Genomic DNA, 24,230 nt, shown 5'->3' on the forward strand with positions numbered 1-24,230 from the left:
TGATGAGCAAGCTGGCAGCGTTCGGCGGTGCCGCGGTGGTGCCGAAGGACCGGCGCCACGTGGACTGGCCGCTGGTCGAGGACGAGGACCGCAAGGCCGTCCTCGACGCGCTCGACGGCGCCAGACTGGTGTCCAACACGGACGGCGCGAACCCGGTGTCCACCCTGGAGGAGCGCTGGGCGCGGCGGTTCGGCTACGGCCACTGCGTCGCGGTGTCCACCGGCACCGCCGCGCTGTCCCTCGCGCTGGCCGGGCTCGGGGTCGGGCCGGGCGACGAGGTGATCGTGCCCGCGCTCAGCTTCATCGCCACCGGGCTCGCGCCGGTGCACCAGATGGCCGTGCCGGTGTTCGCCGACGTCGACCCGGTCACCTTCAACCTCGACCCGGACGACGTGGAGCACCGGATCACCGGCCGGACCAAGGCGATCATCCCGGTCCATCTGCACGGCGCTCCCGCCGACATGGACCGGATCACGGACATCGCGCGCCGGCACGGCCTCGCCGTGATCGAGGACGCGGCGCAGGCGCCCGGCGCGACCCACCGCGGGCGGCCGGTCGGCGGGATCGGCGACGCGGGCGCGTTCAGCCTCCAGGCCACCAAGAACATCCCCACCTGCGGCGAGGGCGGTCTGCTGGTGACCGGCAGCGCCGAGCTGGCCGAGTCGGTGCGCCGGGGCCGGCAGTTCGGCGAGGTCATCGAGAGCGGCCGCGAACGCGACTACGTCTCCTACGGCCTGGGCTGGAACCACAAGATGAACGCGCTCCAGGCCGCGTTCACCGACGCCCAGCTCGCCCGGTTCGACGACTACGAGCGGGCGCGGCAGCGCAACGTCACCGCGTTCCTCCGGCGGCTCGCGCGGCTGCCCGGGCTGCGCGTGCCGACCGCGCTGCCGGGCACCACGCACGCCTGGCATATCCTGCGGTTCCGGTTCGACCCGGCCGCGTTCGGGCTGGACGGGGTGCGGCCCGAGGCGCTGCGCTCGGCGCTGCGGCGGCTGCTGCGCGCCGAGGGCGTGCCGATGTCGCAGTACCAGCTCATGCCGCTGCCCGACCAGAAGGTCTTCGTCGACCGGGTCGGCTTCGGCGGCGGCTATCCGTGGGCGGTGACCGGCGCGTCCGCCCCGGTGGCCAGTGCGGGCTACCCGGTGGCCCGCGCGGTCATCGCCGACTCGCTGACCTTGCAGAAGCGTCATCTGCACCCGGGTTCGGGGCAGTTGCTGGAGCTGTACGCGGAGGCGTTCGAGAAGGTGTGGGCCAACGCCGGCGCGGTGGCGACGCTCGCGGCGGCCGCGTCATGACGGCCACCCGGGCTCCGGCGCGCGAGGCGCTGGAAGCGGTCGCCGCCCGTATCCGCTCGCACGTGGTCGACATGTGCGCGGGTCCGGAGGGCGGCCACCTCGGCGGCGCGTTCTCCTCGGTGGAGGTGCTCACCGCGCTGTACTTCTCGGTGCTGAACGTGGACCCGCTGCGGCCGGAGGACCCGGAACGCGACCGGTTCCTGCTCAGCAAGGGCCACGCCGCCGTCGGCCTGTACGCGACGCTGGCCGAGCGGGGCTTCCTGCCGGTCGGGGAACTCGCCGGTTACGCGCGGCCCGGCAGCAGGCTGATGGGCCATCCGGTCCGCGCGGTGCCCGGGGTGGAGCTGCCCACCGGGTCGCTCGGCCACGGACTGGCGCTGGCCTGCGGGTTCGCGCTGGCCGGCCGGTACGCGGGCCGGGACGCGCGCAGCTTCGTCCTGCTCGGCGACGGCGAACTCCAGGAGGGTTCGGTCTGGGAGGCGGCGATCGCGGCCGCGTCGCTGCGGCTGGACCGGCTCGTCGCCGTGGTGGACCGCAACGGGCTGCAGCTCACCGGGTCCACCGAGCGGATCGCGCCGATGGAACCGCTGGCCGAACGCTGGCGCAGTTTCGGCTGGGCGGTGCGCGAGGCGGACGGCCATGACGCGGCCGGGCTGGCGGAGCACCTGGCCGCCGCCCCCTGGGAGCCGGGCAAGCCGAGCGTGCTGATCGCCCGCACGGTCAAGGGCCACGGGCTGCCGTTCCTCGCGGGCCGGGCGGCCGGCCACTACGTGACGCTGTCGGAGCGCAATCACGCCAGGGCCAAGGCCGCCCTACGGACGAGGGGCACGACCGGATGAGCCGCGCGACCCGAGAAGCGTATCGGGACCGTCTGCTGGCCCTGCTGGGCCGGCACCCCGAGCTGATCTGCCTGGACAGCGACACCGGCCTGTTCAGCGCGGACCACGCCACGGCGGCCGGCGAGCAGTACCTCAACCTGGGCATCGCCGAGCACAACCTGATGGGCATGGCCGCCGGACTGGCCGCGTGCGGGCGGATGCCGTATGTCAACACGATGGCCGCCTTCGCCGCGTCCCGCGCGCTGGAGGCGATCAAGATCGACATCGCCTACAACCGGCTGCCGGTCCGCATCATGGCCACCCACGGCGGGCTCGCCGCGGGCCACCTCGGTCCGACGCACCAGGCGCTGGAGGACCTCGCCGTGCTCCGGGTGCTGCCGGGCATGACCGTGGTGGTGCCGGCCGACGCCGCCGCCACCGAGGCGTTCGTCGAGCAGAGCGTGCACCTGCCCGGACCACTCTACGTCCGGCTCGGCCGCAAGGCGACACCGCCGCTGCCCGCCGCCCCGCCCCCGGTCATCGGGAAGGCGCAGACGCTGCGGCAGGGCGACGACGTGGTGCTCGCGTGCTGCGGTCCCTACCCGGTGCTCGCCTGTCTCGCCGCGGCGGACGCCCTGGCCGGACACGGCGTCGAGGCCACCGTGCTGAACCTGCACACGCTGCGGCCGCTGGACACCGAGGCCCTGGTGGCCGCGGCCCGGCCGGCCCGGCTCGTGGTGACGCTGGAAGAGCACTGGCGCGCCGGCGGCCTCGGCGGCGCGGTGGCCGAGACGCTCGCGGAGGCCGCGCCCACCAGGGTGCTGCGGCTGGGCGTGCCGGACCGGTTCGTCGACACGGTCGGCAACCAGGAACACCTCGTCGAACACTACGACCTCACCGCGGAGCGGGTGGTGAGGACGGTCCGTACCGCCCTCGGCACAGCCGCCCCCTCCCACCCGACCGATCGAAAGGACATCACCGTATGACCACCCCGCAGACCTGCCCGAAGTGTGAGGACGACGTGCGGCTCGGCGAGTCGGTGCGGCTCAACGAGATCGTGGAGTGCCCCGGCTGCCGCAGCGAGCTGGAGGTCGTGGCGCTGGACCCGCCGGTGCTCGCCCTGGCGCCCGAGGTCGAAGAGGACTGGGGAGAGTAGGCGTGCGCGGACACACGACGTGTACCGGGGCCGGGCCGTGATCCGCGTCGCGGTGGTCGGCGCGGCCGGCTACATCGGCGGCGAGCTGCTGCGGCTGCTGATCGGCCATCCCGAGGTCGAGGTGGTCGGCGCGGTCTCGTCCCGGTTCCCGGGCAAGCGGGTCGACGGCGTGCACCCGAACCTGCGGTCCGCCACCGACCTGGTGTTCTGCTCGGCCGAGGACGTGGACGAGTGCGACACCGTGTTCCTCGCCACGGCCCACCGGGCGGCCATGGGCCAGATCGGCCACTGGACGAAACGCGCCCGGCAGGTCATCGACCTGACCGGGGACTTCCGGCTGGACGACCCCGAGGTCTACCGGCGCTACTACGCCACCGAGCACGAGGCGCCGGAGCTGCTCGGCGCGTTCGTGCCCGGCATCCCGGAGCTGCACCGCGAGCGCCTGCGCACCGCCGACCTGGTCAGCGTGCCCGGCTGCATGGCGGTGGCGGGGGTGCTCGCGCTGTACCCGCTGACGGCCCGTGACCTGGTGGAACCGGTCGCGCAGTTCGACGCGCGCACCGGCTCCAGCGGGTCCGGCGCCACCGCGGGCCCGGCCAACCTGCACGCCGAACGCAGCGGCGCCATGCGGGTGTTCGCACCGACCGGGCACCGGCACGAGGCGGAGATCTCCCGGCACCTGGGCATCACGGCCGCGATGACGGCGACCGGGGTGGAGGCGGTGCGCGGGGTGCAGACCCTCTGCCACGCCACGCTGCGCCCCGGCGTCGACAAGCCGGCGGTGCGGCGGGCGTTCCGCGAGCAGTACCGGGACGAGCCGTTCGTGCGGCTGGTCACCTACGAGCGCGGCACGTTCCGCTACCCGGAGCCGAAGATCCTGCTGGGCTCGAACTTCTGCGACGTCGGGTACGCCGTGGACGAGGGGACCGGACGGCTGGTGACCATGGCCGCGCTGGACAACCTCGTGAAGGGCGGCGCGGGCAACGCGGTCCAGTGCCTGAACATCCGCAGGGGGTGGCCGGAGAACCTGGGCCTGTCCTTCCCCGGCCTGCATCCCGTCTGAGCCCCGGTGACTGGAGACACTGTGACCACCAGACCGCTGACCGTCGTCAAGTGCGGCGGCAACCCCGCCGTCGACGCGGCGGGCATCTGCGCCGACATCGCCGGGCTCGTCCAGGACGGCCAGCGCGTCCTGCTGGTGCACGGAGGGTCGGGCGAGATCGCCCGGCTGTCCGGCAGGCTCGGCGTACCGCAGCGCACTCTGGTCTCCCCGGACAAGGTGACCACCAGGTACACCGACCCGGCGACGCTGGAGGTGGTCGTCCTCGCGCTGGCCGGCGGGGTCAAACCGAAGCTGGTCGCGGAGCTGTCCCGGCTCGGGGTGCCCGCGGTCGGCCTCACCGGTCTGGACGGCGGCATGCTGCGCGCCCGCCGCAAGTCCGCCGTCCGGGCCGTGGTGGACGGCCGTACGACCCTGGTCCGGGACAACCACAGCGGCCGGCTCGGCGAGGTGCGCACCGAACTGCCCGACACCCTGCTGCGCTCCGGATTCGTGCCGGTGGTCTCCCCGCCCGCGGCCGACGAGCACGGCCTCCCGGTGAACGTCGACGCCGACCGGGTCGCGGCGGCGCTCGCCGCGGCCCTCGGCGCCGACCGGCTGGTGCTGCTGACCGGTGCGCCGGGCGTGCTCGCCGACCCCGGCGACGACACCAGCGTGCTCGATGCCTACGAGGTGCCGGCGACCGGCGCGCCCGGCCGGTTCGCCGGCGGCGGCATGGCGCTGAAACTCATCGCGGCGCGCGAGGCGCTGGCCGGCCGGGTGGCGTCGGTCCGCGTCGCGGACGGGCGGGTGCCCGACCCGGTGAGCCGGGCGCTGGCCGGCTCCGGCACCACGGTGACCATGGCGCCCGCGGAACCGGCCACCACCCGCATGGACGAAAGGGGGCACCGAACATGACCGGACCCCACGGCACACCCGCCGTGTGGCAGGGCGGCACGGTCTGGCTGACCGGACTGCCGAGCGCGGGCAAGACCACCCTCGCGCGGGGCCTCGCCGAGCGGCTGCGGGCCGACGGGCACCGCGTCCAGGTGCTCGACGGCGACGAGGTCCGCGCGGCGCTGTCCGCGGAACTGGGTTTCTCGAAGGAGGACAGGGACACCAACGTGCGGCGGATCGGCTACGTGGCCGCGCTGCTCGCCGGTCACGGCGTCACCGTGCTGGTGCCGGTCATCGCGCCGTACGCCGGCTCGCGCGCGGCGGTGCGCGAGCGGCACGCGGCGCGCGGTGTCCCCTATCTGGAGGTGCATGTGGCGACCCCGGTGGAACTCTGCGCCGAACGGGACGTGAAGGGCCTGTACGCCAGGCAGGCGGCGGGCGGACTGAAGGGCCTCACCGGGGTGGACGACCCCTACGAGGCGCCGGTCGACCCGGACCTGCGGATCGACACCGGGGGCCGGACGGTCCAGGAGTCGGTCGGCCGGCTGCGTGCCCTGCTCACGGCACGCGGGCTGTCGTGAGCGCCGCCGCCCGGGCCGTGGTCGGCGACCCGCCCGCACCCGCCGGCCGGGAGCCCGCTGCCCGGACCGCGCCGCTGACCCACCTGGAGATGCTGGAGAGCGAGGCGGCGCACATCTTCCGCGAGGTGGCCGGCGAGTTCGACCGGGCGACGCTGCTGTTCTCCGGCGGCAAGGACTCCATCGTCATGCTGCACGTGGCGCTGAAGGCGTTCGCGCCGGCGCCGCTGCCGTTCTCGCTGCTGCACGTGGACACCGGCCACAACTTCCCCGAGGTGCTCGCCTACCGGGACCGGATCGTCGCCCGGCACGGCCTGCGGCTGGACGTGGCGTCCGTGCAGGCGTACATCGACGACGGGCTGCTGCACGAACGTCCGGACGGGACCCGCAATCCGCTCCAGACCGTGCCGCTGCTGGACGCGATCCGCGACGGCCGGTTCGGCGCGGTGTTCGGCGGCGGCCGGCGCGACGAGGAGAAGGCCCGCGCCAAGGAGCGCGTGTTCAGTCTGCGCGACGAGTTCGGCGCCTGGGACCCGCGCAGGCAGCGGCCCGAGCTGTGGCAGCTCTACAACGGCCGCCACAAGCCGGGCGAGCACGTCCGTGTGTTCCCGCTGTCCAACTGGACCGAGCTGGACGTCTGGCAGTACATCGAGCAGGAGGGCATCGAGCTGCCCGCGATCTACTTCGCGCACCGGCGGTCGGTGTTCCGGCGCGACGGGATGTGGCTGGCGCCCGGCGACTGGGGCGGCCCCCGCGACGGCGAGCCCGTGGCCGAGCGGCGGGTGCGGTACCGCACGGTCGGCGACATGTCCTGCACCGGCGCGGTCGACTCCTCGGCTTCGACGGTGGCGGAGGTGATCGCCGAGATCACGGCGAGCCGGGTGACCGAGCGCGGCGCGAGCAGGGCCGACGACCGGCTGTCCGAGGCCGCCATGGAGGACCGCAAGCGAGAAGGGTACTTCTAGACGTGTCAACGGACGTTGCGGAAGCGGAGGGCCGGACCGGCCCGTCGCCCCGGCCGTCGGGCGGCCTGCTGCGGCTGGCCACCTGCGGTTCGGTCGACGACGGCAAGTCCACCCTGGTCGGACGGCTGCTGTACGACACCAAGTCCGTGCTCGCCGACCAGCTGGCGGCCGTCGAGGAGGCGTCCCGCCGCCGCGGCCAGGACGGCCCCGACCTGGCCCTGCTCACCGACGGCCTGCGCTCCGAGCGGGAGCAGGGCATCACCATCGACGTGGCGTACCGCTACTTCGCGACGCCCCGGCGGCGGTTCGTCCTCGCGGACACGCCGGGCCATGTGCAGTACACGCGGAACATGGTGACCGGCGCCTCCACCGCGGACCTGGCGGTGATCCTGGTCGACGCGCGCAAGGGCGTGGTGGCGCAGACCCTGCGGCACTGCGCGATCACGGCGCTGCTGCGGGTCCCGCAGGTCGTGCTGGCGGTCAACAAGATGGACGCCGTCGGCTACCGGGAGTCCGTCTTCACCGGGATCGCGGCCGAGTTCACCGAGCGGGCCCGCGAACTGGGTCTGGCCCAGGTCACCGCCATCCCGATGTCGGCGCTGGCCGGCGACAACGTGGTCGCGCCGTCGACGGCGATGGACTGGTACGACGGCGAGACGCTCCTGTCCCACCTGGAGAGCGCGCCGCTCGGCGCGGACCCGACCGGCAAGCCGCTGCGGCTGCCGGTGCAGTACGTGATCCGCGCACCCTCCGAGGACCGGCGGACGGTGGAACGCTGGCTGGCCGGACAGCTCGCCTCCGGGGTGCTGGAGGTCGGCGACCGGATCGTCGTCCAGCCGGCCGGGACGGCCAGTACGGTCGTCGGCCTCACCGTGCTCGGCCGGCCGGCCCGCCTCGCCTGGGCCCCGCAGTCGGTCGCGGTCCGCGTCGCCGACGACCTCGACATCGCACGGGGCGACGTCCTGGCCGCCCAGCCCGCCGCCGCCCCGCTGCGGCAGCTCGACGCCACCGTGTGCCACCTCGACGAGCGTCCGCTGCGGCCGCGTCAGCGGGTGCTGCTGCGGCACACCACGCGGACGGTGCCGGCGGTCGTGGAGCACATCGACTACCGCATGGACGTCACCGTCGCCCGCCGGCTGCCGTGCGCGGACGGGCTGTCCGCCAACGACATCGGCGGCGTGCGCCTGCGCACCGCCGAGCCGCTCGCCGTGGACGACTACGCCGACAACAGACGCACCGGTTCGTTCCTGCTGATCGATCCGCAGGACGGGGCTACGCTCAGTGCCGGAATGATCGACGCGAGGGCGGACCACCAGCCAGCCAGTCAGTGATCCACTGCCGAGAGGGTGTTACGACGCGATGACCACCACTGTGAGCGGCACCGCCAGTTCCCCGTCCGACCACGCGGCCGCCGCCGAGCGCTGGGCCGCGCCCAACTACCACCCGCTGCCCGTGGTGCTCACCGAGGGCGAGGGCGCCTGGGTGACCGACGCGCACGGCCGGCGCTACCTCGACTTCGTCGCCGGGTACTCCGCGCTGAACTTCGGCCACCGGCACCCGGACCTCGTCGCCGCCGCCAAGGCGCAGCTCGACCGGCTGACGCTGACCGGCCGGTCCTTCCACAACGACCAGTTCGGGCTGTTCTGCCGGGAACTGGCCGAGCTGACGGGCACCGAGATGGTGCTGCCCGCCAACACCGGCGCCGAGGCGGTCGAGTCGGCCGTCAAGGTCGCCAGGAAGTGGGCCTACCAGGTCAAGGGCGTGCCGGACGGCGCCGCCGAGATCGTGGTCGCGGGCGCCAACTTCCACGGCCGCACCACGACCATGGTGTCGGTCTCCACCGACCCGACCGCCCGCCACGAGTTCGGCCCCTTCACCCCGGGCTTCCGGGTGGTGCCGTTCGGCGACGCCGAGGCGCTGCGCTCGGCGATCACCGACAACACGGCGGCGGTCCTGCTGGAGCCGATCCAGGGCGAGGCGGGCGTGGTCGTCCCGCCGAAGGGCTACCTCGCCGAGGTCCGCCGGCTGTGCGACGAGACCCGGACGCTGTTCATCGCCGACGAGGTGCAGTGCGGGCTGGCCCGCGCCGGCGCGACGCTGGCGCTGGACCACGAGGGGGTCCGCGCGGATCTGTACGCCCTGGGCAAGTCGCTGGGCGGCGGACTGTTCCCGGTGTCCGCGGTGATCGGCCGGGCCGACGTCCTCGGGGTGCTCAGGCCCGGCGAGCACGGCTCGACCTTCGGCGGCAGCCCGCTGGCGAGCGCGGTCGGCCGCGCGGTGGTACGGCTGCTGGCCACCGGGGAGTTCCAGGAGCGGTCCCGGGAACTGGGCGCGTACCTGCACTCCCGGCTCGGGGAGCTGGACGGTGTCGCCGAGGTCCGGGGCCGCGGTCTGTGGGCCGGGGTGCAGATCGCCGAGGGCCGCGCGGCCGGGCACGGGGTCTCCGAGGCGCTGGCCGAACGGGGACTGCTGTGCAAGGAGAACCAGGGCCATCTCCGGGTGGCGCCGCCGCTGGTGATCACCCGCGAGGAGATCGACCGCGGGGTCGACGCCATCGCCGGCGTGCTCGGCTGACGGGTCCGCCCGCCGGGTGCGAGTCCTCGCGCGGACGGCCTCCGGAACGCTCAAAACTCCAGCGTTCAGGGGGAGTTGACCGTGATACTGTTTCGGCCGGTGATCCCGTACCACGAGGACCAGCACTCCGTCTGGCCCAGCCGACAGGGGACGAGCCGTCCGGCTGGGCCATCGTCGGGGATCCCGCGCCGAAGTCCGACTGCCCCGATCGCACGCGGGCGGCCATGAGGCCACCGAGCCCGCGCCCGGCGCACCGCACGGAGGTGCCGGACTGATCCTCTCCCCCAGCCGTGCCGCCGTCCCCGGCGCCCGGCCGGATCGCCGGTCTGAACATGACAGGAGGAGCCACCTTGTCGAACGATGTCGCGCCCCACGGCGAACGGTCCCCGGCGGATGCCGCCGAACGGCCGCGCGTGCTGGTCATCGGCGGCAAGCTGAAGCTGGTGCGCAAGGCCCGCGAACTGGGTCTGGACGTCGTGCACGCCCAGTACCCGAACGCCTACGACAGCGGTCACTGGCCCTATGTCGACCAGGCGCTGCTGGTCGACTACGGCGACATCGACCGGCTGCTGCCGCTGGCCGCGTCGCTGCACGAGGCGTACCCGTTCCAGGCGGCCGTGTCGCTGTTCGAACTGGGGCTGCTGCCGGCGGCGCGGATCAACGAGGCGCTCGGCCTGAGCGGCGAGTCCGTCGACACCGTGGAACTGCTGCTGGACAAGTGGCGGATGCGCCGGCACCTGGCCGCCAAGGGCATCAGCCCGGTGGCCTCCGCGATCGGCCGTTCCCCGCAGGACCTGCGGGAGTTCGCCGCGGCGCACGGCTTCCCGGTCATCGTCAAGCCGGTCCGCGAGTCGGGCAGCGTGGGCGTGTTCTGCGTCCGCGAACCGGCCGACGTGGACGCCGTGGCCGAGCGGTACCGCTCCCTGGACGACGCCGACTGGGCCACCGGGGACCTGTTCAGCGACGACTCCTTCGAGGAGTTCCTCATGGAGGAGTACCTGGACGGCCCGGAGGTCAGCGTGGAGACGCTGAGCTTCGACGGCCGGCACGTGGTCGTCGCGGTGACCGACAAGGAGGCCTTCGGCGGCGGCTCCGGCTTCGTGGAACTGGGCCTCACCCAGCCCAGCCGCGCCCCGCAGGAGACGCTGCGCGAGGTCACCCGGCTGGTGACGGACTTCCTGGACGCGGTGGGGCTGCGCAACGGACCGGGGCACACCGAGATCAGGCTGACCTCGCGCGGCCCGCGGATCATCGAGTCGCACAACCGCATCGGCGGTTACGCGCTCAACGAGATGGTGGAGTCCGCCTACGGCGTCGACATGGAGCGGTACGCGCTGGGCATCAGGTTCGGCCTGGTGGAGCCGCTGGCCGAGTCGCCGACGCCGCGGGGCGGGGCGGCCCTGCGGGCGCTCACCCCGGAGCCCGGCCGGGTCGTGGAGATCACCGGCGTCGAGGCCGTACGCGCGGACCCGGCCTTCGTCGACCTGCATCTGAAGGTCCGGCCCGGCGACGAGGTGCGGCCGCTGACCTGGAACGAGGACATCGGCGGGTACGTCGTCGCCCGGGGCGCCGACGCCGCCGAGGCGATCGCCCACAGCAAGCGGCTGGCCGAGGCCATCCACGTGCGCACCGAGCCCATCACGTGAACACCGCGCCGGACCGGTCGAGCGTCGCCGAGCCGCGATTCCGCGACGCGCTGCGCGGCCTGCCCGGCCGGGTGTGGATCATCAGTCTCGGCATCCTGGTCAACCAGGTCGGCAACTTCCTGCCCGTCTTCATCGTGCTGTACCTGACCGAGCGGGGCTATTCCGCCGGTGCCGCCGGGCTGGTGCTGGGCGCCTCCGGGGTGGGCAAGGTGCTCGGCAACGCGGTCGGCGGCTCGCTCGCCGACCGCATCGGCCGGCGGTGGACGATCGTGCTGTCCGCGGTGACCACCACCGCCCTGACCGCGGTCGTGCCGTCCCTCGGCCCGCTGCCCCTCATCGTCGTGGTGGTCGGTCTGATCGGCGTGACCTCGCAGATCTACCGGCCGGCCGCGTCCGCCGTGCTGGTCGACTCGGTCTCGACCAACCAGCAACGCCTCGCCGCCTTCGGGGTGTTCCGGTTCGCGATGAACCTCGGCTCCGCCCTCGGCGGGGTCATCGGCGGCGTGCTGGCCAGCACCTCGTACACGGAGCTGTTTCTCGGCAACGCCGCCGCGTGCCTGCTGTTCGGCGTGGTCGTGGGGCTGCTGCTGCGGGACGCCCCCGGGCCGCGGGCCGGGCAGGACGACGCGGACGCCCGGGCCGACAAGGCGGTGGGGTACCGGCGGGCGCTCGCCGACCGCGCCCTGGTGCGCTTCCTGCTGATGACCGTGTTCGCCGAGTTCGTCTACGTCCAGTCCACCGTCGCCCTGCCGCTGCACGTCGACGCCGTGGGCCTGGGCGAGCGCGACTTCGGTCTGCTCATCGGGCTCAACGGCCTGCTGGTACTGATCCTCGAACTGCCGCTGACCGGCCTGGTCGCCCGGTTCCGGCCGGAGTACGTGCTGGCCGTGGGCAACCTGCTCATCGGCGCCGGTCTCGCGCTGACCGGGCTCATGACCACCATGGGGCTGCTCGCGGCGACGGTGCTGCTGTGGACGTTCGGCGAGATGATCTCCACCTCCGTCGCCCAGGCGTACCTGGGCAGCCTGGCCCCGCCGCGGCTGGTCGGGCGCTACCAGGGCCTGTACGGCGTCGCGTACACGACCGGTACGGGCGCAGGTCCGCTCGTCGGCGGCGCCGTGTACGCGATCGGGCCGTGGGCGCTGTGGACCCTGGTCGGTGCGGCCGGGCTGGTGGCCGCCCAGCTGTGCCTGCCGCGCCGCCGTCCGGCGGCCGCGGTGGCCGAACCGGAATCCTGACCTGAGGGTCGTATCCCTGATGGTCCTGAACGGACAGGAGTGAACTCGTGAGTGACTTCGAAGGACTGGTCGCGCTCGTCACCGGCGGTGCCTCGGGCATCGGGCTGGCCACGGCGGAACTGCTGCGCAGCAGGGGTGCCCGGGTCGCCGCGCTGGACCTGAAGCCGGACGGGCTGCCGGACGGCATCCTGGGCGTGCAGGCCGACGTCACCGACGACGCCCAGGTCAAGTCCGCGGTGGACACGGTGGCCGAGCGGTTCGGCCGGCTGGACGTGGTGGTGAACAACGCCGGGATCGGCGCGGTCGGGGACGTGGCCGCGAACAGCGACGAGGAGTGGCTGCGCGTCCTGGACGTCAACGTGGTCGGGATGGTCCGGGTCGCCCGGCACGCGCTGCCGCACCTGCGGCGCTCGCCGGCCGCGGCGATCGTGAACACCTGCTCGATCGTCGCCTGGGCCGGGATGCAGCAGCGGACGCTGTACTCGGCCAGCAAGGGCGCGGTGTACGCGCTGACGCTGGCCATGGCGGCGGACCACGTCCGCGAGGGCATCCGGGTCAACTGCGTCGCCCCGGGCTCGGCGGACACCCCGTGGATCGACAGGTCGCTCCGCCAGGCACCGGACCTCCAGGCCGCGCGGGACGCGCTGAACGCCTTCCAGCCGATGGGCCGTCTGGTCACGGCCGAGGAGGTGGCGGGCGCGATCGCCTATCTGGCGAGCCCGCTGTCGGGCGCCTCGGTGGGCACCGTCCTCGCCGTGGACGGCGGCATGCACGGCATCCGGCTGCGCCCGCCCGCCGGACAGTAGACCCGCGGGAACCTCGTGGCGGACCGCCGCCGACGACCTCGTACGACCCGGAGCAGCATGATGAGCCAGCAGTCCGCCGAACAGACCGGCCCCGAGGCCGCCGCCCGGCCGCCGCGGAGCAGTCTGTGGCGGCACCGCTCCTTCCTGCTGCTCTGGTCCGGGGAGACGGTCTCCCAGACCGGGGCGCAGATCTCGCTGGTGGCGGTGCCGCTGACCGCGATCAGCGCCCTGCACGCCGGACCGACCGAGGTCTCCTTCCTGACCGCGTTGCAGTACGCGCCGGTGCTGCTGATCACGCTGTTCGCCGGGGCGTGGCTGGACCGGCACCGGCGCAGGCCCGTGCTCGTCGCGACCAACCTGGTGCGTTTCCTGCTGATCGCGCTGATCCCGGTCAGCTATCTGACCGATTCCCTCTCGCTCGGCCTGCTGTACCTGGTGACGTTCGTGATCGGGCTGCTGACCGCGGTCTCGGACGTGGCGTACCTGGTCTACCTGAACTCCCTGGTCTCGCGGGAGCAGTTGATCGAGGCGAACGCGAAACTGGAGGGCGCCTACTCGATCGCGCAGATCGGCGGGCCCGGCCTCGGCGGTGTGCTGGTGCAGGTGGTGACCGCGCCGGTGGCGCTTCTCGCCAACGCCGGGACCTATCTGCTCGCCGCCCTGACGTTCCTCGGCATCCGCGCCCCGGAGACGGTGGCGGAGGCGGAGCGCGAACGGCCGCGGCTGCGCACCGAGATCGCGGACGGGCTGCGGGCGATCTTCGGCCACCGGGTGCTGCGGCTGCTGGCCGTCCAGTCGGCGGCCTACAACCTGTTCGAGCAGATCGTGCTCACGCTGTACCTGCTGTTCGGGGTCCGCGAACTGCGGCTCTCGGCGGGCGAGCTGGGTGTCATCCTCACCACGGCCAGCGTCGGCGGTCTGGGCGGCGCGCTGCTCGCCGGGCGGGCGGCGAAGGCCCTCGGCATCGGCCGGTGCATCGTCGGCTCGATGGTGGTCGCCGCGGCCGGTCTGGTGGTGGTCCCGTTCGCCCCGGCCCGGCCCGCGGTCGCGATCCCCCTGCTGATCGGCGGCTTCGTGGTGTACGGGTTCGGCCTGGGCATCTTCAACGTGCACTCCCTGACCGTGCGCATCGCGCTGGCCCCGGCCGGCCTGCTGGGCCGGATCACCGCGACCTTCCGCCTGATGATCTACGCCACGATCCCGGTCGGCGCGCTGCTGGCCGGCGCGCTCGGCAACCTGGCCGGCATCCGCACGGCGATCACGCTGGGCGCGGTACCGCTGCTGGGGCTGTCGGTGCTGTTCTGGTTCAGCGCGGTACGCCACGCCGAGATCCCGGCGGACGGGACGGACGGCGAGAGCGGTGGCGAGAGCGGTGGCGAGAGCGGCTGAGCGGGGTGCCGCCGGTCAGGGCCGGGCCGGCAGACGCCACTGTGTGAGGTCGGCGACGCCGCCGGCGAGCGTGCTGTCCGCGAGCAGGGCGGCGAGGTACTCCTCGTTGCGGGCGTGGACGTCCTCCCGCGCGGCGGTGAGCGGGCTGTCCTCGGCGAGGTCGAGCAGCCACAGCGGCCGCAGGACGGCGCCGCGCCACACCTTGGCCTTGGTCGCCTTGAGCCCGGCGTGTATCCACCGCACGCCGCGCCCGGCCGCCCACCGCAACTGCTCGTAGTACAGCACGTTGAAGTACTCGTAGGCGCCGCGCAGCCGCGTGTAGTCGAAGCCGGCCCAGCGCAGGAAGACGGTGTCCCCCCACACGTAGTACAGGCAGAAACCGACAGGGGTGTCGTCCAGGGTGCACAGGGCGACCATGGCGGCGTCGCCGAGGGACCGCTCGTGGTTGCGGAACGAGGTCAGGTCCTCGTCCGGCGTGGCCTGGTAGCCGTACTTGGCCTCCGTGCGCACCGCGAGCGGCGCGATGTCCGTGCTGCACTCCCGCAGCGGCAGATGCCGGATGCGGTAGCCCGCCGCGCCGAACGCGGCGATCTCCTTGCGGACGGCGGTGCGCCGCTTCGCGGTCAGGGTGGCGATCCAGGCGTCGAATCCGCCCTCGGGGACCGGCAGCCAGGCGTCGGCCTCCAGCAGCACGGCGGGCGCCGGCACGCCCGCCGCCTGGAGCAGCCGGACGTCCTCGGTGCTCAGGTACATCGCCACGCAGCCCCGCTCCCCGGCCCGCGCGCGGACGCCGGCGAGCAAGCGGGCGACCGCGCCGGGGTCCGGCTCGGGCGTGGCCCGCAGCAGGTGCGTCTGGTAGCCCTCGCGCGGGCCGGCCAGCAGTCCGTCGGCGGCGAGCAGCGGCAGGGAGCGGTCGGCGAGCCGGGCGTTCCAGTCGTACGGCGAGCCCTTCAGGTCCGTCCCGTGGAACAGCGGGAGCGCGACCGCGTCCGGGCCGTCGCCGGCGACCACCGCTTCGACCTCTCCGGCGTGTTCGGTGGCGCAGAAGTCGAGCCAGTCGGCGCTGGAGTAGAAGTTGCGTCCGGTCAGTTGGTCCCAGCCGGCCCGCGAGATGGTGTCGGGACTCCATCGGTCAGACATGCTCCGCCTCCCCCGTCAGCGCCACATCACGGCGTGGACCTTATCGGCCAACTGGGGGGAACGCCACAGGCGCAGGTGACGGCTCGGTCAGCCGACGCAGAACTCGTTGCCCTCGGGGTCGCGCATCAGCACCCAGAAGCCGATGGGCTCGTCCACCTCGCGGACGACCTTGGCGCCGGCGTCGACCAGCCGGGCGACGTGCCGGGCGATCCGCTCCTGGCCGGCCGGTGAGCGGTGGCCGTCGGGGTGGCTGATCTGGACGTCGAGGTGGACGCGGTTCTTGACCTCCTTGTCCTCGGGCACCTTCTGGAAGAGCACCCGGGGGCCGTCGCCGTCCGGGTCGACCACGGCGGCGAGTGTGTCCCAGCGGTCCTCGGGCAGGTCGATGGAGCGCGCGAACTCCTCCCAGGACGCGTGCGGCGGCGGTGGCGGCTGCACCACGTAGTCCAGTGCGACGGCCCAGAACTCCGCCTGTTCGCGCGGGTTGCGGGCGTCGAAGGTGACCTGTGCGCGGATCGCCATGACGATGTCCAGGGTGTGGTGGGGAACGGCCCGGCCCCGGCGGGGCCGGGGCCGGCCTGACCCGTTCATCGTGCACCGCCGGGCGGCACCGCCCAAACGCCGCTACTCCTTTCGGGCGATGACGGCGCCATTCGCCCCGGGTCCGTCGAACGGCACGGTCCGCACCGCGCGGAAGCCCGCGTCGCGCAGCCAGCCGCCGTACTCGGCGGCCGTGTAGTTGCGCCCCCAGGTCCCGGCCAGCATGTTCATGCTCATCAGGGCGGCGTCCAGCGGGCCGGTCCGGTCGTCGTCGACCAGCAGTTCGCTGATCACGATCAGTCCGCCCGGCGGCAGCGCCCGGTGGCAGGCGGCGAGCAGCCGCCGGTTCCGCGGCTCGTCCCAGTCGTGCAGGATCATGGAGAGCAGCACCGTGTCGTGCCCGGCGGGCAGTCCGGGGTCGGCGAAGAAGTCCCCGGGGTGCGTGGAGATCCGTTCGGACAGGCCCGCCGCCGCCACCCGTTTCCCGGTGTACGCGCACACGTGCGGCAGGTCGTAGACGGTGGTGCGCAGGTCCGGGAAGCGGCGGCACAGCTCGATGGCGAAGGCGCCGCCGCCCCCGCCGACGTCGAGCAGCCGGCGGCTCCCGGTCAGGTCGACGGCCGCGCCCAGGGCACGCGCGGTGAGGCTGGACAGCGGGAACAGGCCGTCCCAGAAGGCGGTGGACCGGTTCTCCTCGTCGAAGATGCGGTCCTGCTGCTCGGGCGCCCAGCGGCTGGGGGTGTCGGAGCGCAGGGCCTCGGTGATCCGCAGCCAGCCGGGGGTGGTGTGGTCGCGGACCATGAGGATGTAGTCGCCCAGGTAGTGCGGGCGGGCGCGGACCAGGTAGGTGTCGGCGTCCGGGCCGTTGCGGTAGCGGGGGCCCGCGGCGGGGCCGTCCGGGAGCGGGGTGCCGTCGGTCCGCAGCAGGCCGAGCGCGGCGCAGGCGGTCAGCAGCACCTCGGCCGGGCGCGCGCCCAGGCCGAGCCCGGCGGCCACTTCCGGGGCGGTCGCGCCGTCGGTGGCGGCGAGCCGGGTGAACAGGCCGATCTCCACCGCGGCGGCCAGGGTCTGCGCCGCCCACATGCCGCTGGTGATCCGCAGCAGCCCGGCCGGGCCGGGCGGCGCGGCGTCCGGGGGCCTCGTCGGCTCAGTCATCGTTCTCCTCTTCCGCGGCCGGGCCGCCGAACCGCACCCGCACCTGGTCGAAGACCACGTGCCGGCCGTTCTCGAAGTGCCGTTCGGACTCGCCGGCCAGGTGGTAGACGGGGTGCCGGGCGAGTTCGGCCAGGACGGCCCGGAACTCCAGCCGGGCCAGGCCGGCGCCCAGACAGTGGTGGATGCCGTGACCGAAGCTCAGGTGCTGGTGGGAGGTGCCCCGGTCGAGGGAGAAGCGGTCGGGGTCGGGGAACTTGGCGGGGTCCCGGTTGGCCGCGTCCAGCAGCAGCACGACCCGGGAGCCGCGCGGGATCGTCGTACCCGCGATCTCCACGTCACGGGTGGTGACCCGGGTGAACCGGTCGGTCGGGCACCAGCGGCGCATCGTCTCGTCGCCGACCACGGGGATCAGTTTGGGTTCGGCGCGCAGCCGGCGCTGGACGTGCGGGTTGCGGGCCAGGTTCCACAGCATCCGGCTGATCGTGTTGAGGGTGGTCTGGTGGCCGGCGATGCACAGCGACACGATGATCGAGTGCAGCCGCTCCTCCTCCAGCGGCTCGCCGTCGACGGTGGTGCGGGCGAGCCGGGCCAGGTAGTGGTCGCCGGGGTCGGCGCGGGCCGCGCGGACCTCCTCGGCCAGCAGGTCGCGGAACTGCGGCCAGAAGCCGTCGGCGTCGCCGTCCCGGGACAGGCGCTGCCACAGGTTGCTGGTCAGTTCGCGGACCTTGTCCCGGGCGTTGCCGGACAGCCCGATGGCCAGGGCGAGGACGCCGATGGCCAGCGGGTGGGCCAGTTCGGAGACGAAGTCGCCGTGGCCGCGGGCGGCCATCGGGCCGATCAGTTCGGCCGCCAGGGCGGTGACGGCGACCTCCAGCCGGCGCACCTCCTCGTTGTGCAGCGGCGGCGCCATCAGCCGGCGCAGCTCGCCGTGTTCGGGCGGGTCGAACTCGATCGGTGAGAACAGGGGCATCCCTGCGGCCCTCGGGTGGAACACACCCGAGCCGGAGCTGAAGACGGTGTGGTCCTTCAGGGCCGCCCGGACGTCGTCGTGGCGCGACAGGATCCACAGTCCGCCGTGCGCCGGGGTCCAGCCGACGGCTGAGCGCTCCCGGATCAGGCGGTTGACGTCCTCGGCCAGGTCGGGGGTGTACTCGGGGTCGTGCCAGTCGAACTCCCGCACCAGGCGGTCGACGGCGTCCTGTCGTGCCGTGGTCATCGGTGGCTACTCCTCCTCGTCGGCCCGGGTCACGGTGGCCGCTTCGGTCGTTTCGGCCGTCTCGGCGGACTGGGCCGTCTCGGCCGCCTGCCGGGCCAGTTCCTGGGCCAGGAAGCCGGCGAGCGAGGCGACCGTCGGGTTGCTCCACAGGATCGTCGGCGGCAGGTCGATGCCGAACCGGCGGTTGAGCCGGACCCGCAGGCCGACGGTGAGCACGGAGTCGACGCCGAGGTCCACGAGCGGGCGGTTGGCGTCGATGTCCGCGGCGGGCAGGTTGAGTTCGGCGGCGACCTGCTCGTTCACCTCCGCGAGGGCCTGTTCGGCGAGTTCCTCGCCGGTCAGCGAGAACCAGTCGACGGCGCCGCCCGGGACCGCCGCGTCGTCCTCGGCGGCACTGGTCAGTTCGCTGAAGACCGGCAGCCGCCGCTCGGGCAGCACGCGCAGGACGGCGTAGTACGGGCTGTCGAAGCGGTCCGCGAACGACCAGGCGCGGAAGGCCTCGGCGATCGAGATGCTGCCCAGGCCCCGGGACTCCGCCTCGATGGTGGTGGTGCCGGCGGTGGTCTCGGCCATGCCGGCGCCCCGCCAGGAGGTCCAGGCCAGGCTCACGGTCTCGGTGGCTCCCTGCGCCCCGCGGTAGGCGGCCAGTCCGTCCAGGAAGGAGTTGGCCGCCGCGTAGCTGGCCTGGCCGGTGAGCCGGGCGAGCTGGCCGCAGGAGGAGAAGAACACCATGAAGTCGAGCGTGCCGGGCGGGAACATCCGGTGCAGGTTCATCGCGCCGAGCATCTTCGGGGCCATGGCCTGGTGGAGTCCGGCCCGGTCCACGTGGTCGACCAGGGCGTCGGCGACCACGCCTGCGGCGTGCACGACACCGCGGATCGGCGGCAGGTCCAGGGCGGAGGGGTCCAGGGCGGCGGCGACCCGGTCCGCGTCGGCGATGTCCAGGGCGAGCACCCGGACGGTGGCCCCGAGCGCCTCCAGGGCGAGGACGGCGTCGATCCGGCGGCGCACCGCCGGGTCCTCGACCCGGTCCCAGCCGGAGCGCGGCGGCAGACCGCCGCGGCCGGCCAGGACCAGCCGGCGGGCGCCCCGTTCGACCAGGGAACGGGCGACCTCCAGACCGAGCGCGCCGACACCGCCGGTGATCAGGTAGGTGCCGTCTGGCCGGCACCGCACCCCGCCGGACCCGGCGGGCCGGTCGATCCGGGTGAGCCGGGCCACGAAGACGCCGTCCTTGGTGAGCGAGACGACGTCCTCCGCGCCGGGCAGCGCGGACAGCACCCGCAGGACGCGGGCGGGGGTGTCGCCGTCGAAGTCCGACAGTTCGGCGTCGACGTCGAGCACGCCGCCCCACAGGTCGGTGCGTTCGCCCGCGGTGATCCGGGAGATGCCCCACAGCGGGGCGTGGGCGAGCGAGCTCTGCCGGCCGGGGTGGCGGACGCCCTGGGTGAGGCACCACAGCCGCAGCGGCGACTCGGTGTCGGGGTCGGGCCGTTCGGCGAGCCGGCGGCCGAGCGCCTGGACCGCCTCGATCAGGCTCCAGGAGCAGCGCTCGGCGGCCTCCTCCGGTGTCTCGTCGGGCAGTTGGCGGGGCGGGGCGACGAGCAGCACGCCCGGCTCGTCGAGGGAGAGTTCGGCGATCTCGGTGGCCGAGGCGAGGCGGCGGCAGCGGACCCCAAAGTCGCCCAGGTCGCGGGCGAGGGCCTCGGTGACGGCCGGGTCGCCGAGCAGCAGCAGCCGGGCGGGCCGGACGCCCTCCTTGGCCTCCACGGGCCGCCAGGCGATCTCGTGCACCAGCTCGCGGGGCGCCATGATGCCGCCGGGGCGGTCCTGGACCACGGTGTAGCGCAGTCCGGTCACCTCGCAGACGACCTGGCCGCTGTCGTCCGCGATCCGTACGTCGATGGTGGTGTCGGGGTCGGTGGCCGAGCGGACGGTGTGCACGGTGATGCGCGGCGGCGGGTCGCCCCGGTAGGCGATCGCCTCGATGTGCGAGGAGGTGCGCAGCGAGGTGGCGTCCTCCTTGGTCACGAGTACGCCGCTGACGGTGAGGGCGCCATCGATGACGGCGGTCCAGCTGCTGGGGTGCAGCTTGGGCTCGTGGTCGATGACGACGGTGGCGAGCTGTTCGCGGTCGTTGCGCCGCAGTTCGGTGACCACCCACGGGAAGGTGTAGCCGTCGACGCCCATGTTGCGGAACATGGTGTCCACCCGGGTCCACGTCCACTCCTCGGGGCAGCGGTCCCTGATGGCCTGGACGTCCTCCAGCGGGCGGGCGCCGACGACGGCGCCCCGGTCGACGGTGGCGGTGGTGTGGGTCAGCCACTCCAGTTCCTGGTGGGCGTCGTCGCCCGCGTCGCGCCGCAGGCAACTGGCGAGCCGGGCCTGGTTCTGGTCCAGCACGATCTGGACGACGCGGGGCGGCTGGGCGGCGAGCGGGGTGCGGAAGACGATGTCCCGCAGGCCCGGGCGCCGGTCGCCGTCGGTGGCGGCGGTGACGAAGGTGTGCAGCACCACGGAGGCGGGCACGGTCTCGACGCCGACGACCTTGTGGCTCTGCGCGTAGGGGCGGCAGTCCATGTCGAGGTGGGTCTGCCAGACCTGCTGGGCGGGCGAGCCGGCGACGGTCATCCGGCCGCCGAGCAGGGTGTGGGTGTCCGGGTCGTGGCCGCGGCCGTGGCTCTCGGCGGGGCTCTCCGGGAAGATCCAGTACGGCCGGTGCTGCCAGCGGGTGGTGGGCAGCGGGAGCAGTTCGCCGTGCCGGCCGGGCCAGCGGACGGCGATGCCGTGGCAGTGCAGTTCGGCCAGGGCCCGCAGCAGGGTCGGCACGCCCGGGGTGTCCCGCCGCATGGACACGGCGACGTGCAGGTCGTCGACGCCCAGGTGCTCGGCGGTCTCCCGGACGGACTGGGCGACCACGGGGTGGGAGGAGACCTCCAGGAAGACCCGGTGGCCGTCCTCGACGGCGGCGGTCACGGCCTGCGCGAAGCGGACGGGCGCGCGCAGGTTGGTGCGCCAGTAGTCGCCCGCGCGCGGTGCGGTGCCGCGCGGGTCGGTGAGGGCGCTGCTGTAGAGGGTGGTGTGCGGGGTGCGGGCGGTGAGCTGCCGGGCGGCCTCGGTGACCTCGTCCAGGACCTCGTCCACGTGCGGGCTGTGGAAGGCCACGTCGGTGTCGACGCGGCGCACCTCGATGCCGACCGAGGTCCACTCGGTGACGAGGTCCCCGATGGCGTCGGCGTCCCCGGAGACCACGGTGGAGCGGGGGCTGGCGCAGATGGCGGCGACGAGGCCGTCCCAGCCTTCCAGGTGCTGTTCGACGTCGTCCAGCGCCTCGCCCACCAGCGCCATGCCGCCACGGCCGGCGATCCGTCCCAGCGCGCGGGCGCGCCGGCAGGCGAAGCGCGCGGCGTCGGCCGGATCGAGGGCGCCGGCGGCGACGCAGGCGGCGATCTCGCCGACCGAGTGGCCGATCACGGCCTTCGGGACGAGGCCGCGCGCGGTCCAGGTCTCGGCGAGGGCGACCTGGACGGCGAAGGTCATGGCCTGGACGACGGTGACGGTCCAGGGGCCGCCGTCCTCGATCACCTGGCGCGGGGTCCAGCCCAGCTCCTCCTGGAAGACCCCGGCGAGGGCGTCGACGGCGCGGGCGAAGACGGGTTCGTCGCGCAGCAGGTCGCGGCCCATGCCGGTCCACTGGGCGCCGTGTCCCGAGAACACCCAGACGGGGCCCTCGGCGGCGGGCAGGGCACGTCCGGTGACCACCTCGGGGGCGCGTCCTCCGGCGGCCAGGACGTCCAGTGCGGCGGCGAGTTCGGCTCCTGTTCCGGCCACGACGGCGGCCCGCACGTCGAGGTGGGAGCGGCGATGGGCGAGGGTGTGGGCGACCGCGTCCGGGGCGGCCCCGGGATGGGCGCGCAGCCAGCCGGCGACGGCCCCGGCGAGATCCCGCACCCCCGCGTCGGACATCGCGGACAACGGGAACACCCGCGGCCCGGCGTCACCGGCCGTCGCCGGCCCGGCCCCACCGGCGACCGGCTCCCGGACGGTGGCGGCTGCTGCCGGCTCTTCGACGGTGACGGCGGCGGTGGCTGCCGGCTCCGGGACGGCCCCGGCGGTGGCTGCCGGCCGCGCGGCCGTGCCGACGGATGACGGCTCCGCGGCCGTGCCGGCGGGCGACGGCTGCGCGGCGGTTTCCGTGTTCGGTGGTTCCTGGAGGATGACGTGGCTGATGGTGCCGCCGACGCCGTAGCTGGAGACACCGGCGCGCCGCGGGCCGTCGTGGGCGGGCCACTGCGTGGTCTCGGCCAGCAGGCGCAGTCCGTTGTCGCCGAAGCCCAGCTCCGGGTCGGGCTCCCGGTGCACGCTGGGCGGCAGCGCGCGGTGTTCCATGGCCAGCACGGTCTTGATCACTCCGGCGATCCCGGACGCGGCCTCGACGTGGCCGATGTTGGGCTTGAGGGTGCCCACCAGGCAGGGGTCGGCGGCGGTGCGTCCGGCGCCGAAGACGGCGGCCAGCGCGTGGATCTCGGCGCGGTCGCCGGCCTGGGTGCCGGTGCCGTGCGCCTCGACGTAGTCGACGGAGCGCGGGGAGATCCGGGCGCGGGCGTAGATCTCGCGGAGCATGTGCTCCTGGGCCGCGCCGCTGGGCGCCATCATGCCGTCGGACCGGCCGTCCTGGTAGACGCCGCTGCCGATGACGAGACCGCGCACGGGGTCGCCGTCGCGGCGGGCGTCGGACAGCCGCTTGAGGACCACGACGCCGGCGCCCTCACCGCGTCCGTAGCCGTCGGCGGCGCGGTCGAACGCCTTGCTGCGGCCGTCCGGGGAGGTCGCGCCCGCCGCGTCCAGGGCGACGTTCAGCGCGGGGCTGGCGATGATGTTGACGCCGCCGACGAGCGCGACCGGCGCCTCACCGAGGCGCAGGCCCTGGCAGGCGACGTGCAGGGCGGTCAGCGACCCGGCGCAGGCGGTGTCGACCGCCATGCTCGGTCCCTTGACGTCGAGGAAGTAGGAGATCCGGTTGGCCATGCCGTAGAACGTCGTGCCGTTGACGGCCCAGGCGCCGGTGCGCGACAGGTCCTCCAGCAGCCGTCTGCCGTAGTCGTTGGAGTTGGCGGACATGTACACCCCGGCGCCGGTGCCGCTCAGCGAGAGCGGCGGCACCCCGGCGTCCTCCAGCGCCTCCCAGGCCAGCTCCAGCAGGATGCGCTGCTGGGGGTCGAGGTACTCCGCCTCGCGGGGCGTGATCCGGAAGAACTCCGCGTCGAAGCCCTCGATGTCGTCGAGGTACATGCCCTTGCGGGTGGTCCGGCGCAGGACGGCGGTGGCGTCCGGGCTCTGCGCCGCGTACGGGTCCCAGCGCTTGGCGGGCATCTCCCCGACGGAGCCGCGCCCGGCGAGCAGCGACTCCCACAGGAGCGCCGGGCCGGTGAGATCGGGGGCGAACCGGCAGCTCATCCCGATGATCGCGATGGGCTCCTCCGGCTGCCGAGCCTCGTACTCGTTCACGTGCCCTCCGCTCCGGTTGGTGTTCTCGTCCGTTCCGTTCACGCCGAGACGCCGTTCGCGTCCAGCCGCCGGCGCAGGCTGAGCGGACGCATGTCCGTCCAGACCTCGGCGATGTGGTCGAGGCAGAGCTGCCGGGGGCCGTCGAAGCCGGTCCGGGTCCACCCCGCCGGGACCTCGCGGTCCGTGGGCCAGATCGAGTACTGCTCCTCGGCGTTGACCACGACGTGGTACTGCTGTTCGTCGGTCATGTGCGCACCTTCCGGTGTG

General features: G+C 73.9%; 20 protein-coding genes. 14 read left to right on the forward strand and 6 right to left on the reverse strand.

All coding sequences use genetic code 11. From position 1 onward, the window contains the following. Positions 1-2 precede the first annotated feature (2 nt). From ACH4OA_RS17540 to ACH4OA_RS17605, 14 genes are all read left to right on the forward strand, one after another. Complete coding sequence (locus ACH4OA_RS17540; protein WP_397939176.1) at positions 3-1,298, forward strand: DegT/DnrJ/EryC1/StrS family aminotransferase; 1,296 nt, start codon at positions 3-5, stop codon at positions 1,296-1,298. Next, on the forward strand, positions 1,295-2,137 hold the full coding sequence (locus tag ACH4OA_RS17545; RefSeq protein WP_397939174.1) for a transketolase: 843 nt from the start codon (positions 1,295-1,297) through the stop codon (positions 2,135-2,137). The genes ACH4OA_RS17540 and ACH4OA_RS17545 overlap by 4 nt, the downstream gene beginning before the upstream one ends. Then, entirely contained in the window at positions 2,134-3,102 is a 969-nt protein-coding gene (locus ACH4OA_RS17550) for a transketolase family protein (protein WP_397939173.1), read from the forward strand. Before ACH4OA_RS17545 ends, ACH4OA_RS17550 begins: the two co-directional genes overlap by 4 nt. Continuing rightward, entirely contained in the window at positions 3,099-3,272 is a 174-nt protein-coding gene (lysW, locus tag ACH4OA_RS17555) for a lysine biosynthesis protein LysW (protein WP_365875042.1), read from the forward strand. The genes ACH4OA_RS17550 and lysW overlap by 4 nt, the downstream gene beginning before the upstream one ends. A gap of 37 nt (positions 3,273-3,309) precedes the next feature. Beyond that, complete coding sequence (gene argC / locus ACH4OA_RS17560; RefSeq protein ID WP_397969644.1) at positions 3,310-4,335, forward strand: N-acetyl-gamma-glutamyl-phosphate reductase; 1,026 nt, start codon at positions 3,310-3,312, stop codon at positions 4,333-4,335. A 21-nt stretch (positions 4,336-4,356) separates the two neighbouring features. After that, complete coding sequence (locus tag ACH4OA_RS17565; protein ID WP_397939169.1) at positions 4,357-5,229, forward strand: [LysW]-aminoadipate kinase; 873 nt, start codon at positions 4,357-4,359, stop codon at positions 5,227-5,229. Further along, on the forward strand, positions 5,226-5,789 hold the full coding sequence (cysC, locus tag ACH4OA_RS17570) for an adenylyl-sulfate kinase (RefSeq protein ID WP_397939168.1): 564 nt from the start codon (positions 5,226-5,228) through the stop codon (positions 5,787-5,789). Before ACH4OA_RS17565 ends, cysC begins: the two co-directional genes overlap by 4 nt. Further along, positions 5,786-6,751 (forward strand): sulfate adenylyltransferase subunit CysD, encoded by a 966-nt coding sequence (cysD, locus tag ACH4OA_RS17575; RefSeq protein ID WP_397939166.1) that lies wholly within the window; start codon positions 5,786-5,788, stop codon positions 6,749-6,751. The genes cysC and cysD overlap by 4 nt, the downstream gene beginning before the upstream one ends. A 65-nt stretch (positions 6,752-6,816) precedes the next feature. Then, positions 6,817-8,082, forward strand: a complete 1,266-nt coding sequence (locus ACH4OA_RS17580) for a sulfate adenylyltransferase subunit 1 (protein ID WP_397939270.1) — start codon at positions 6,817-6,819, stop codon at positions 8,080-8,082. 28 nt (positions 8,083-8,110) lie between these two features. Continuing rightward, complete coding sequence (gene rocD, locus ACH4OA_RS17585; protein ID WP_397946315.1) at positions 8,111-9,325, forward strand: ornithine--oxo-acid transaminase; 1,215 nt, start codon at positions 8,111-8,113, stop codon at positions 9,323-9,325. Between the two features lie 350 nt (positions 9,326-9,675). Then, complete coding sequence (locus ACH4OA_RS17590) at positions 9,676-10,971, forward strand: ATP-grasp domain-containing protein (protein WP_397939163.1); 1,296 nt, start codon at positions 9,676-9,678, stop codon at positions 10,969-10,971. Continuing rightward, the gene (locus ACH4OA_RS17595) at positions 10,968-12,209 is read left to right on the forward strand and encodes an MFS transporter (protein ID WP_397939161.1); all 1,242 of its coding nucleotides are present in this window, start codon (positions 10,968-10,970) and stop codon (positions 12,207-12,209) included. Before ACH4OA_RS17590 ends, ACH4OA_RS17595 begins: the two co-directional genes overlap by 4 nt. 47 nt (positions 12,210-12,256) lie before the next feature. Continuing rightward, complete coding sequence (locus ACH4OA_RS17600; RefSeq protein ID WP_365941757.1) at positions 12,257-13,015, forward strand: SDR family oxidoreductase; 759 nt, start codon at positions 12,257-12,259, stop codon at positions 13,013-13,015. A 57-nt stretch (positions 13,016-13,072) separates the two neighbouring features. Next, entirely contained in the window at positions 13,073-14,404 is a 1,332-nt protein-coding gene (locus tag ACH4OA_RS17605; protein WP_397969646.1) for an MFS transporter, read from the forward strand. A gap of 15 nt (positions 14,405-14,419) precedes the next feature. On the opposite strand, the gene ACH4OA_RS17610 is transcribed toward ACH4OA_RS17605, so the two are convergent. The 6 genes from ACH4OA_RS17610 to ACH4OA_RS17635 form a co-directional block, all read right to left on the reverse strand. Then, entirely contained in the window at positions 14,420-15,544 is a 1,125-nt protein-coding gene (locus tag ACH4OA_RS17610; RefSeq protein WP_397939157.1) for a GNAT family N-acetyltransferase, read from the reverse strand. An 87-nt stretch (positions 15,545-15,631) separates the two neighbouring features. Continuing rightward, entirely contained in the window at positions 15,632-16,066 is a 435-nt protein-coding gene (locus tag ACH4OA_RS17615; protein WP_365878515.1) for a VOC family protein, read from the reverse strand. A gap of 102 nt (positions 16,067-16,168) precedes the next feature. Next, positions 16,169-17,239 carry a methyltransferase gene (locus ACH4OA_RS17620; RefSeq protein ID WP_397969648.1) on the reverse strand — a complete coding sequence of 357 codons (1,071 nt, stop codon included), beginning with the start codon at positions 17,237-17,239 and terminating at the stop codon, positions 16,169-16,171. After that, positions 17,232-18,455, reverse strand: coding sequence for a cytochrome P450 (locus ACH4OA_RS17625; RefSeq protein ID WP_397969649.1), 1,224 nt, complete (start codon positions 18,453-18,455; stop codon positions 17,232-17,234). The genes ACH4OA_RS17620 and ACH4OA_RS17625 overlap by 8 nt, the downstream gene beginning before the upstream one ends. A gap of 6 nt (positions 18,456-18,461) precedes the next feature. Beyond that, positions 18,462-23,963 carry a type I polyketide synthase gene (locus ACH4OA_RS17630; RefSeq protein ID WP_397969651.1) on the reverse strand — a complete coding sequence of 1,834 codons (5,502 nt, stop codon included), beginning with the start codon at positions 23,961-23,963 and terminating at the stop codon, positions 18,462-18,464. 38 nt (positions 23,964-24,001) lie between these two features. Beyond that, positions 24,002-24,211: an MbtH family NRPS accessory protein gene (locus ACH4OA_RS17635; protein ID WP_365878506.1), complete on the reverse strand. Its 210-nt coding sequence runs from the start codon at positions 24,209-24,211 to the stop codon at positions 24,002-24,004. Positions 24,212-24,230 lie beyond the last annotated feature (19 nt).

It is taken from the genome of Streptomyces sp. NPDC017095, from assembly GCF_044332325.1.
Taxonomy (GTDB): domain Bacteria; phylum Actinomycetota; class Actinomycetes; order Streptomycetales; family Streptomycetaceae; genus Streptomyces.